Origin of the sequence: Kitasatospora sp. NPDC087271, assembly GCF_044744605.1 — a bacterium.
Lineage (GTDB): Bacteria > Actinomycetota > Actinomycetes > Streptomycetales > Streptomycetaceae > Kitasatospora.
Map to the genome: position 1 here is coordinate 507,876 of NZ_JBIUYQ010000001.1, position 12,297 is coordinate 520,172.

A 12,297-nucleotide genomic window follows, 5' to 3' on the forward strand; every position below is an offset into this window, starting at 1 on the left:
GCGGTGGGGCCGAGGGGACACGGCGGCGGTGCGGGGGACGCGGTACGGAGGGCGACGGTGCGGGGGACGCGGTACGCGGGGACGCGGTGCGGGGGACGCGGCGCGCTGTGAAATTACCGGCTTACCCCGGCCGCGTCCATATCCGGGAGCCGCCCTCCCGGCCACCCGTCTGCGGCTCAGCACCTCCGCCGCACCGCCCCTCTTCACAGCCCCGTTCACAGCACCGCCCGCGCCCCTCCGGGGGGTCTGGGAGAGGCCCGGCGGGCTGCCTACTCTTCCTAGCAACCCCGGTCCGGGCCCGCCGCGTCGGCCGCGCGGCACACCCCCACACAGCACACCCCCACACAAGGCACACCCCAGGGCGGCGCCGGGTGCACACGGAGCCGCCCGTGCCCCCGCACGAAGGAGTTCCCCCATGAGCGGACCCATCCGTGGGTCGTCCCTGCGCGCCGCACTGGCCGCGCTGTGCATGCTGGCCGCCGTCGTGACCACCGGCGCCGGCACCGCCTCGGCCACCCCCCAGGCCGCCGCCGGAAGTTCCCAGACCTTCGCCGCCAGTTCCCGGCTCAACATCTCCATGCAGACGCAGGAGCAGGACCAGTGGTGCTGGGCCGCCTCCGGCGACACCATCGCCACCTTCCTCGGCCACGGCACCGACCAGAACTCGTTCTGCGACCTCGCCTACGGCCAGGACACCTCGTACCAGTGCCCCAACCAGCCCGGCCAGCTCTCCTGGGTGCAGAACGCGCTCTCCGCCCTCGGGGTGTCCCCCGGCCAGGAAACCGGCGCCCTGTCCTTCAACACCATCGTCAGCGAGATCAACGCGGGCCGGCCGATCGAGACCGGCATCTCCTGGCTGGCCGGCGGCGGGCACGCCCAGGTCATCTACGGCTACGACCAGAGCAACAAGTCCATCTACTGGGGCGACCCGTGGCCCAGCAGCAACCGCTACAACCTGGCGTCGTACAGCTACTACGCCGGCTACAACGGCCAGTTCAACTGGAACGACTCGCTGTACCGGATCGGGGCGTGACACGATGACGCACTTCCGCGCCCCGCGCGCCCTCGCCGCCATCGCCCTGGCCGGCAGCGGACTGCTCGCCGCCGCCCCCGCCCTCGCCGCCACCCCGGCCACGGCAGCCGGCGCCCCGTCCGCCCCGTCCGCGGCCGACGTCACCGCGGCCGCCGCGGCGGCGAAGGCCGCCCCCGTCGTGCAGACCCTCGGTGGGTTCTTCGCCCACGGCTCCGGCCAGGGCTCCTCCGACGCCCGCCAGGCGCAGGCCGCCGCCCCGGCCCGGGTGGTCGGCGACACCGTCCCCGTGTACTACCTCAACCCGGACTTCGTCGCGGCGGCCTCCGTCGGGGCGCCGGTCGCGAAGTTCGCGTTCATGGCGACCGAGGCCGACGCGGCCGACGGCCGCAAGGCCTCGGTGTGGACGGCCCCCGACCCGCACGCCAGCGGGTCCTGGGCCGAGATCAACATAGCCTCCGGCAGCGACGAGACCGACCACGCCGCCGCCGCGGCAGCACTGGGCCGGGGCGCCGTGGCCTTCGAGGAACCGCAGATCCGGGCCTGGTACGCCCTGGTCGACGGCCAGGTACGGCCGCTCAACCCGGACGCGGTCCGGTCCGTGGGCGACGCGGGCATCACCCTCGCCCAGTACCAGCAGGTGGTCCACGACCGGTACGCCGACAAGCTGCCCGGCACCGACTACGCCAAGGCGCACCTGCTCGGCGGCTTCGACCGGGGAACGGCCCCCGTCGCGGCGCCGGCCGGCGACTCCACCCCGACCGCCGCCCTGCTCACCGGCGCGGGCACCCTCCTCGCCGCCCTCGGGCTCGGCACGGCGCTGCTGCGCCGCCGCCGGGCGGGCCGCGGCACCGCCTGACGGCACCGCCGCTCGGCTTCCATCCTGCGAACGGCGCCGACGGCGGGACACCTCCGGGTGTCCCGCCGTCGGCGCGTTGTGGTGGAAAGCCCGCACAGCAATTGACTGAACGTCACTTATTAATTCCACGACCGCCTCGGGCCCTTTAGCGCACGCGATTGGGGACCCTCTTCGCATGTCGGACACCTCCCCCACCTGGGGTTATGTCATCGAAATGACTCCATTTCTCACGACTCCTCAGCGTAAGCGATCTGTTACGCAATCGTCATCCTGATTGGTCACTGGGAGTCAGCTGAGGGTGAGAGATTGTGCTTCGGCTTCGATCAAGCCATTCAAAACAATGCACATCTCTTGAGAGAGTCTTTGATGAAACGACGGTCTCGGGCCTCGTCCGCTTTTGCGGGCGGGGCCTTCTCTACGCGTCGGATGCGCCCCGTATCAGCGCTCCTGACGCTCGGCCTGCTGGTGCAGGCCGGCGTGGTGGTGGACGCGGTGACAGCCGCTCCGGCCGCCGCCGCGCCCACACCCGCCACTCCGCCCGCCGCTCCCGCCACCGAGGCACCTGACGAGGCTTCGGCGCTGCTCTCGGCCCGGCTGCAGAAGCGGCGAATCGAGGTCACCAACGCCCGGACGGAGTTCACCACGCTGTGGGCGAACCCGGACGGCACGCTGACCTCCGACCGCTCCACCGGCCCGATCCGGATGAAGGTCGGCGAGGCCTGGGTGCCCGTCGACACCACGCTGGTGCAGACCCCGGACGGCAAGGTGGCGCCGAAGGCGCACCCGGGCGGGGTGGTCTTCGAGGGCGGCGACGCCGGGGTGACGGTCGGCGACAGCCTGCCGGGCGCCGCGATATCGACGACCGCACCGACCACTGCTCCGGCCACGGCTCCGAGCGCCGCAGCCACCACTGCGCCGACCACGGCACCGGCGACGTCGCCCAGTGCGATACCGACGGCCCCCGCTTCCGCGTCCCCGTCGTCGTCTCCGTCCGCCTCAGCCTCAGCCTCGGCTTCGGCCGAAGCGAACCGGGCCTCCCGCAGCGGCGCCCGCGCCGCCGCCCCGGCCGCCGACCCGCAGTCCGCCCCGGCCCCGGTCCCCGCCGAGCGCGAGCTGGTCAGGATCGGCTCCGGCGAGCAGCAGGTCAAGTTCGGCTGGCTGGGCAAGCTGCCCAAGCCCAAGCTGGAGGGCAACAAGGCGACTTACGTCAACGCCCGCCCCGGTGTCGACCTGGTCCTCGAAGCCACCCGGACCGGCTTCGAGCAGTTCCTGATCGTCAAGGACCGCTCCGCCGTCGCCCAGACCGGCACGGTGACGCTCCCGCTGGACACCACCGGGCTCACCATCTCGCCGCAGCAGGACGGTTCGATCCAGCTGCTCGACAAGGCGACCGGCAAGGCGACGGTCAAGATCCCGACCCCCGTCATGTGGGACGCCGCGGTCGACCCGGCCTCGCAGGAGCACCTGAACCGCGGCCCGGTGACGATGGAGGTGCGCGGCCAGGGCGCGGACACCGAGCTGGTGTTCACCCCGGACGCCGCCTTCCTCGCCGACCCGAAGACCCAGTTCCCGGTCACCGTCGACCCGGTGGTGGACGTCGGCACGACCTTCGACACCTACGTCCAGACGAACGAGAACATCGACGCCTCCTCGTCGACGGACCTCAAGCTGGGTAGCTACGACGGCAAGGTCGTGGCCCGGTCGTTCCTGACCGTCCCGGGCGGGTCGTTCAACGGCAAGCAGATCCTGGGCGCCACGCTCAACCTCGCCAACCATCACTCCTCGTCCTGCATCCCGAAGCAGTGGGAGGTCTGGAACGCGCCCGGCGCGGCCTGGTGGACCCGCTGGGGCAACCAGCCCGCGATGGAGCGCAAGTGGGCCACCTCGAACGACACGTACGACGTGGCGAACGACGGTGACACCCACGACTGCTACGCCTCCGACGGCACGTTCTGGGCCAAGGCCGACGTCACCGAGATGATCCGGTACTTCGCCGGGTTCGGCCACAACGAATACGGGTTCGCCCTCAAGGCGGCCGACGAGTCCAGCAACCTGTCCTGGAAGAAGTTCAGCTCCGCCGAGGGCTACTGGCCTCCGTACCTCTCGATCACCTACAACACCGTCCCGGCCACCCCGGCGACGGTGGAGGTGCAGCCGTCCCAGCAGGGCAACCCGCGCTACACCTCGGACGCGAACCCGCGCTTCCAGGTGCAGGCGGCCGACCCCGACGGCGACCCGCTGAAGGTCTACCTGGACCTGTGGCGCGGCGGCACGTTCATCGGCACCATCGTCCGGGACACCCCGAACGGCGCGATCGCGACCGTCCGCCCCTCCGACTACGGCATCGCCAAGCTCGACGAGGGCGTGCAGTACACGATCTGGGCCATGCTCGACGACGGCAAGTCCCGTTCCGGCTGGGTCGGCACCAACGTCATCGCCGACACCGTCAAGCCCGGTACGCCGTTCGTGAGTTCGGCGGACTACCCGGCGGACGGGCTCTGGCACGGCACCGCCAACCAGGCCGGGTCGTTCACCTTCTCCCCCGCCCCGGGCACCGACGACACCGCGGCCTACGTCTACACCCTGGACGGCGGCACCCCGGTGACGGTCGCCGCCACCGGCGCGCTGACCACGTCGATCACGCCGACCACCGAGGGTCGGCGCGTGCTCAGCGTGCAGTCCAAGGACCGCGCGGGCAACCTGTCCCCGCCCGCGACGTACACCTTCCAGGTCGGCCAGGCGGGCATGAGCTCGCCGGTCAACGGCACCCAGTCCGCGAAGCGCGTCAAGCTCGCGGTCGACGCCCAGGCGCAGTTCCAGCGCGTCGTCTACCAGTACCGCCGGGGCCCCGGCGCCGCGGAGTACAACGTCCCGCGCACCAACCTGACCAAGGCGGACAACACCGCGGTCACCGAGGACAAGCCGCGGCTCGCGGACCTCGGCCCGCACGCCAACTGGAGCGTCCTCGACACGCTCGGCCAGGTCGGCGGCGTCGTCCAGGTCCGCGCCCTCCTCTTCCCCGAGGACGGCTCCGGCAACGGCTACGCCACCGTCTGGAACACCATCACGGTCGACCGCAACGCCGACGGCGCGGCCGGCGCCGGCATCGGCCCCGGCTCGGTCAACCTGCTCACCGGCGACTACTCGACCGACGTGACCGACGCCGACGAACGCGGCCTGTCGGTCAAGCGCGCCACCTCCTCTCGCGATACCGGCCGCGGCTGGCAGCCCCAGGGCGAGCGCCTGACGCTGAACCAACGTCAGATCGGCACCGACCTCACCGGCTTCACCGCCGGGCAGACGACGCTGTCCCGCTCCACGGTCCGCGGCCACGACAACTCGCCCGACTCGCTCCTGGTCGTCCCGGCCGGCTCCGGATGGGACTCCTTCGCCGCGCTCGGCCCCGAGTACACGCTCGGCCAGGGCATGCAGCCCGGCAAGACCTACCGGCTCACCGGCTGGATCTACGTCCCCGGCGCGACCGGCCTGGACAACCCGCTGGCCAATCGCGGTCTGCGGATGGTCGGTGTCTACCGCACCCCGGCCGGCTACGGCGAGACCGCCTCTCCGAAGGCGTCGTTCACCGACGGCTGGCAGCAGCTGACGCTGGACCTGACGGTACCCAAGGACGCCACCGAGGCCTGGTTCCGCCTCTACAACGGCAACACCGCCGGCAGCGGCAAGGAGGTCTTCTTCGACGACCTGTCGCTGAAGGAGATCGTCGCCCCGTTCGGCCCGCAGTGGGCCGGCGGTCCGGATGCCGGTGCCGGTTCCGACTACCGCGCGCTGTCGTTCCCGCAGTCCGACCTGGTCGAGATCAAGGGCAACGACGACACCTCACTGACCTTCGCCAAGGGCACGGACGGAACGTTCTTCCCCGAGCCGGGCGCCGAGTCGCTGTCGCTCAAGGCCGTTCCGGCCAAGTCCGGTGCGATCGTCCTGTCGGCCAGCGGCCAGTGCCTGGAGGTCCCGAACGGGGCCGCCGGCAACGGTGCCGGCCTGCGGCCCGCCGCCTGCACGGGCGCGTCGAACCAGCAGTGGACCCGTGGGGACGACCTGACCCTGCGCCTGCTCGGCTACTGCCTGGACAACCCCTGGGGCCAGACCGGCAACGCCACCCCGCTCACGCTGTGGGGCTGCAACGGCGGCGACAACCAGCAGTGGGAGGTGCGCACCAACGGCACGGTCATGAACCGCCACTCGGGCCAGTGCCTGGACGCCGACAAGGGCGCCTCGATCTGGGTCTGCTGGGCTGGCCCCAACCAGGTCTGGGACATCCAGACCGCCGGCACCGCCTACGAGCTGAGCGGGCTGGACGGCTCGAAGACCGTCTTCGCCCGCCAGGCCGGTTCGAGCATCTACCAGGTGGTCAGCGAGACGGGGCCCGACGCGGCCTCGACCACCCGCTACCAGTACGACACCACCGACGGCCGCTCGCTCGTCAAGCGCGTCGTCCCGGCCGTCGAGCCGGGCGTCGACGACGTCAACGGCTGCACCGTCGACCCGCTGCCGCGCGGCTGCGAGGTGATGGAGTACGACTACGCCAAGGCGACCACCGCCACGGCTGCGGCCCCGGGTGACTACCTGGATCGCGTCCGCGGCGTGAAGGTCTGGACGTGGAACCCGACCACCTCCAAGCAGGAGGCCGTCGAGGTCGCGCATTACGCGTACGACGACCGCGGCCGCCTCGCCCAGGTCTGGGACCCACGTCTGGCCGCCCCGCTGAAGACCTCGTACAGCTACGACGACGCCGGCCGGGTCACCCGGATCGGCAGCGCCGGTGAGCTGCCGTGGAACTTCGACTACGGCAAGGCCGCCGCCGACCAGGACCCGGGCCGCCTGCTCAAGGTCCGTCGCGGCACGCTCGCGCCGGGCAGCAAGGACCAGGTCACCGGCGAGAACGCCACGTCGGTCGTCTACGAGGTGCCACTGACCCGCAGCGCCGGCGGTCCGTACGACCTGGCGGGCTCGGACGTGGCCAAGTGGGCGCAGACCGATGCGCCGACCGACGCCACCGCAGTGTTCGGTCCCGAGGACGACCCGGGCACCAACACCGCCTCGGCCGCCAAGCCGGGCCCGGACGGCTACAAGCCCGCGACCGTCCACTACCTCAACGCCTCCGGCAACGAGGTCAACACCGCAACCCCGTCCATCACACCCGGCGGTGACATCGACACCAAGGAGTACGACCGCTACGGCCACGTCGTGCGCGCCCTGTCGGCCACCAACCGCTCCATCGCGCTCGGGACCCACCCGGACGCGGACAAGCTCGCCGCCGAGCTGAACCTGACGACGGCCGACTCCGTCTCGCGCGCCCGGCTGCTGGACTCCCGCACCGTCTACACGGCCGACGGCCTGGACGTGACGGAGGCCCTCGGCCCGGTCTACCGCGCCTCGCTCTCCGAGCAGGTCAACGGCCAGACCAACCCGGCCATCGTCACGGCCGAGGCCGAGAAGCTGCCGCAGCTCGGGACCAACGCCAAGGTCCAGATCGACAACGACTGCTGCGGCGTCACCTGGTCCGGCGGTGCCCAGCTGGCCATCCGCGGCACGGCGGCGGGCGCGTTCGACGCCATGCGCGTCACCGTTCCCGAGGAGGGCGAGTACGTCCTCTCCGGCCAGCTGACGAAGAACAGCGACCACGGCGTCATCCAGTGGGCGATCGACGGCAAGGACGTCGGCCAGCGGATCGACACCTACAGCGTGAACGCCGCGGTGGCCCCGTACACCACCGGCACACCCGTGAAGCTGACGCGCGGTGACCACGAGCTGAAGCTCACCGTGGTCGACACCAACGCGGCCAGCAGCGGCGAGCGGTTCCACACCGGCATCGACACCGTCACCCTCACCAAGGCGACCGTCAACCCGACTCTGGCCGCCGGGACTTCGGTCGTCGCCCGCGACCACAACACCAACACCTACGACGAAGGGAAGCCCGACGGCCAGACCTACCACCTGGTCACCACCTCCACCGACGGCGCCCGCATCGACGGCTACGCCGACGACGTGGAGCTGCGCGTCACCAAGCAGGGCTACGACGCTCCGATCGGCGGCACCCCCGGCTGGACGCTGAAGAAGGCGACCTCGGTCACCACCGACGCCCTCGGCGCAAAGCTGATCGCCTACGTCAAGTTCGACGCCTCCGGGCGGGCGCTGGAATCCCGTAAGCCGGGCTCCACAGGCGGTGACGCCGGAACGGTCAAGTCGGTGTTCTACACCGCCGGGACCAATGCGGACGACGCCGCGTGCGCCAACCGTCCCGAGTGGGCGGGCCTGCCCTGCGTCACGATGCCGGGCGGTTCCGTCACCGGGGCCGACGCCTCGCGGATGCCCACCACCCTGCCGGTGAAGCGGGTCACGCGGTACTCGGCGTTCAACGAGCCGGAGGAGGTCACCGAGACCAACGCGGGCAAGTCCCGCACCACCGTCACCGTCTACAACGAGCTGGACCGGATCGTCTCGACCGAGATCACCTCGGACGAGGGCAAGCCGCTGCCGAAGGTCACCGTCGAGTACGACCCGGCCACCGGCGACGCGGTGAAGACCACCTCCGGTGGCAAGTCCCTGACCCGGGTCATGGACCAACTGGGCCGGCTGATCTCCTACACGGACGCCGACGGCGGCACCACCACCACGGAGTTCGACCGGTTCGGCAAGCCGGTGAAGGTGAGCGACCCGACCGGGTCCACCGGCTACGGCTACGACCGGGCGAAGGAGCCGCGCGGGCTGGTCACCTCCGTGACCGACAGCGTGGCGGGCGAGTTCACCGCCAAGTACGGTCCGGACGGCCAGCTGGTCGAGCAGACCTACCCCGGCGGCATCGTCCGCAAGGACACCTTCAACGCCGTCGGTGAGGCGACCGGCCGCACCTACACCCGCACCTCGGACAACACGGTGGTCTGGGCCCAGACCGCCGACATGTCCACCCAGGGCCAGGTCGCCAAGGACACCAGCTCCACCGCCACCCGCTCCTACCAGTACGACCGGCTCGGCCGGCTGGTGAAGGCCGAGCAGACCACGGTCGCCACCGGCTGCGTCACCCGGCAGTACGCCTTCGACGCCCACTCCAACCGCCTGTCCAAGCAGACCTCCCCGCGCGGGGCGGCCGGCGAGTGCAGCACGGCCGGGGCCACGGCGGAGAACCACACCTACGACAGCGCCGACCGGCTCACCGACGCCGGTTTCGTCTACGACGCCTTCGGGCGCACCGTGAAGACGGCCACCGGCGCGACCAACACCTACTGGGCGAACGACCGCGTCGCCGCCCAGGAGAAGGAGGACACCAAGCAGGAGTGGGCCGTCGACGCCGCCCACCGCCTGACCGCGTTCACCACCAGCAAGAAGCAGGCCGACGGCACCTGGGCCAACGCCACGTCGAAGCTGAACCACTACGGCGACGACTCCGACCACGTCCGCTGGACCATCGAGGACACCACCCAGGGCAATCTGACCCGCAACGTCACAGGGCCGGACGCCAGCCTGGTCGCCACCACCAGCAAGACCGGTGACGTCAAGCTCCAACTCACCAACCTGTTCGGCTCGGTGGTCGTCACCACCGACACCGCCCTCACCAAGCCGGTGGTGCTGGACTTCGACGAGTTCGGCATCCCCCAGGACGGCCAGGCCAACGTCCGCTACGGCTGGCTCGGCGGCAAGGAACGCTCCGCCGAGGCGCAGGACGGCGACATCCTCATGGGTGCCCGCCTGTACAGCCCGGCCCTCGGCCGCTTCCTCCAGGTCGACCCGGTCCCCGGCGGCAACGCCAGCCCGTACGACTACTGCACCGGCGACCCGATCAACTGCACCGACCTCGACGGCAACTGGGGCATGCCCAAGTGGCTGAAGAAGACGGTCGAGGTCGTCGCCAAGGTCGCCGAGGTCGCGTCCTACATCCCCGGCCCCATCGGTGCGGTGGCGGCAGCCGTCTCCTCGGTCTCCTATGCGGCGACCGGCAACTGGGAGAAGGCCGCCGAAATGGCCGTCACCGCGGTCGCGCAGACCGTCGGCGCGGGCCCTGTGGTCAAGGCCGCGGCAACAGCGGTGAAGGCGACCAGGGTCGCCGCGAAGGCCAGCAGGGCGGCCCCGGTCGCCAAGACGGCCTTCCGGCGAGTCGCGGCAGAGTCGTGCCTCCTCACTGGGAACTCCTTCACCGGAGACACCCCGGTCCTCATGGCGGACGGGAGCTATGAGGCGATCGGCAACCTTCGGATTGGTGACTACGTAGCGGCCACCGACCCGGACACGGGAGAGACCCGCGCTGAGCCGGTACTGGAGGTGATCACTGGCTACGGCACCAGGCATCTGGTTGAGATCAAAACGGACGACAACTCCTCAACGGCCCCGCTGACGGCTACGGCCAATCATCCGATGCGGGTTCTCGGAAAGGGCTGGGTCGAGGCCGGCAAGGTAGAGGCCGGAGACCTCCTGGTCGCGACCGACGGTGCTCCAGCCACTGTCCGCTCGACGACGGACCTCGGCTACATCGCCGACCAGTTGGTATTCAACCTCAACGTCGCGGACCTGCACACATTCTGGGTAGCGACCGACAGCGACACCGTTCTGGTCCACAACTGCGCCCGCCCCATCCCCAGGGCACCGACCCTGACCGAGCGGTGGTTCCCGAAGCTCTTCCCGAGCCGGAAGGCAGCCGAGGCGAAGGCCCGTGCGGACGCCGCTGTTGGGGCCCGCTGCCGGTTCCGTGACGTCTGCAAGTCGGGTGATCACGTGCACGTCGACTACCTGGACAGCCGGGGGAGGATCGGAGTCACGATGCACTATCGGTTCCGAGTCCCGAAGGTGATCAAAAAGGCAATTGTCAGGCGCCACGGGAAGAGATAAGACCAACCAAGGCTGTAGAACGTAACTGAAGATCGGTTCGCAGGGATCCTTTACCCAAGGGCCTGAAGGACACCCAAGGTGAGCCCTGTCTCCCCCGCTTTAGGGGAGACAGGGCTCACCTGTGCTGCAAGAATGGGTGGATGCCGAAGAAGCCGCAATCTCAGAGTTTCCGCGATCTAGTCGCCTCGATGCCGCCCTCCGACGATTGGTACGGCGCCGGCGTTCCCTCGCCCGCCGGGCTGGACGAGTTCACTGACGATGAAGGCCAGCAATGGCACAAAGTGCGGAGTCGCCTGCAGCCGCGCCTGGCCAAGCGACTGATGACGACAGCCGATGTTGTGATCGTCGGCGAAGGTGCCGGCTCGCGGTTCCGCCATGTGTCCAAGGCTGAACGAAGCGAGGTTTGGGGCGAGGTCGGGACGAGGCTTCACGCATCTGTGGGGCCGAGCTACGAGGCCTGCGAGTTTGTCTCGGCGAGTGGTCTATCGATGTTGTACCTCGAAGAGAGCTGCTGAGTTCGCCTGATATTTGGCAAGGAGTCGGGATCACCGCTACTGCCCTGGACACCTACAGCCACAAGCCATTCGCCATTTTCGCCGATGGGTGAGAGATCGAGGTTGGCACCACGTCCGACCTCAAGGACGGTTCGACCTGGCCGCCAGGCATTGAAGGATCGACGTTCTACCTGGACTGTTGGCCCGAGAGCGACCAGTCGTGGCAGGACATCCACGCCACACTGCAGAAGATCCGCCAGGGCTTCGAGACCGGAGGTGCCCAACTCGCCTGGCAAGTCGTCGACCAAATTGCCGAGTGACAGTCAGTAAATGAGAAAGATATGGGACAGGAAGAATTGACCCCAGGGCACTCAGTGAAGGATCTCCTGGAAGCGGCCCATCGGTCCGGGCGGTTCGCCGGGAGCGAGACGGTCGAGGTCGCGGGCGATCCGGAGCTGGTGGACGTCCACCTGGAGACCCTGACCGGGAACCTCTACCTGGTGATGCTGCCGCCGCGCCTCGACGTGGCCCGGGTCCTCTTCGAGGACTACGTCTTCGACGACGTCCCCGCGCACCGGATCCTCGACTTCGTGGATGTGCTCGAAAGGGGCGAGGTCCGTTTCTCGTTCGCGTGGTTCGGGCGGGAGCTGGTCCTGCGGGTTCCCTTGCCCGAGGGGACCTGGGTCGACCAGCGCCGGTTCCGTGGCGATCTCTCGGACTGGGAGAAGGGCGTGTTCGAGCAGCGCTGAAGGAAGGCCGGACCGGGTTCTCCCAGCCGCGTGCCGCCGCGCTCACGGCCTCGGTGAAACCTCCAGCGCCCGGGAGAGGGCGGTGAGGAGGGGGAGGGTGGGGGCGGCGTGGCCCGCCTCGACGGCGCGGATCTGGGCGTCGGTGAGGTCGGCGCGCTTGGCGAGGTCCGCGACGGAGAGGCCGAGGGCGGTGCGGCGCTCGCGGACGGCGCGGGCGAGGGCACCGGCTGGGTCGCCGTCCGGGTGGGCGGGGAAGTCCTCGATCAGGGGGCGCGCGTGGTTCACCGAACCTCCTCATACGCGGGTGGGGGCGCACAGCCTGGCACA

General features: G+C 70.1%; 6 protein-coding genes. 5 read left to right on the forward strand and 1 reads right to left on the reverse strand.

The window, feature by feature from the left end:
• Positions 1 to 415: 415 nt before the first annotated feature.
• The 5 genes from ACIO9K_RS02165 to ACIO9K_RS02185 all read left to right on the forward strand — a co-directional run bounded on the left by ACIO9K_RS02165 (position 416) and on the right by ACIO9K_RS02185 (position 11,970).
• Positions 416 to 1,033, forward strand: coding sequence for a papain-like cysteine protease family protein (locus ACIO9K_RS02165; RefSeq protein WP_363624418.1), 618 nt, complete (start codon positions 416 to 418; stop codon positions 1,031 to 1,033).
• Positions 1,034 to 1,037: 4 nt separating this feature from the next.
• Positions 1,038 to 1,889: a hypothetical protein gene (locus ACIO9K_RS02170; RefSeq protein ID WP_400326187.1), complete on the forward strand. Its 852-nt coding sequence runs from the start codon at positions 1,038 to 1,040 to the stop codon at positions 1,887 to 1,889.
• Positions 1,890 to 2,315: 426 nt separating this feature from the next.
• The gene (locus tag ACIO9K_RS02175; protein WP_400326190.1) at positions 2,316 to 10,727 is read left to right on the forward strand and encodes a ricin-type beta-trefoil lectin domain protein; all 8,412 of its coding nucleotides are present in this window, start codon (positions 2,316 to 2,318) and stop codon (positions 10,725 to 10,727) included.
• A 140-nt stretch (positions 10,728 to 10,867) separates the two neighbouring features.
• On the forward strand, positions 10,868 to 11,242 hold the full coding sequence (locus ACIO9K_RS02180; RefSeq protein WP_400326193.1) for a hypothetical protein: 375 nt from the start codon (positions 10,868 to 10,870) through the stop codon (positions 11,240 to 11,242).
• Between the two features lie 353 nt (positions 11,243 to 11,595).
• On the forward strand, positions 11,596 to 11,970 hold the full coding sequence (locus tag ACIO9K_RS02185) for a hypothetical protein (RefSeq protein WP_400326196.1): 375 nt from the start codon (positions 11,596 to 11,598) through the stop codon (positions 11,968 to 11,970).
• A gap of 42 nt (positions 11,971 to 12,012) precedes the next feature.
• Here the strand turns inward: ACIO9K_RS02185 and ACIO9K_RS02190 are convergent, their stop codons facing one another.
• Entirely contained in the window at positions 12,013 to 12,255 is a 243-nt protein-coding gene (locus tag ACIO9K_RS02190) for a helix-turn-helix transcriptional regulator (protein WP_400326199.1), read from the reverse strand.
• Between the last annotated feature and the right edge of the window lie 42 nt (positions 12,256 to 12,297).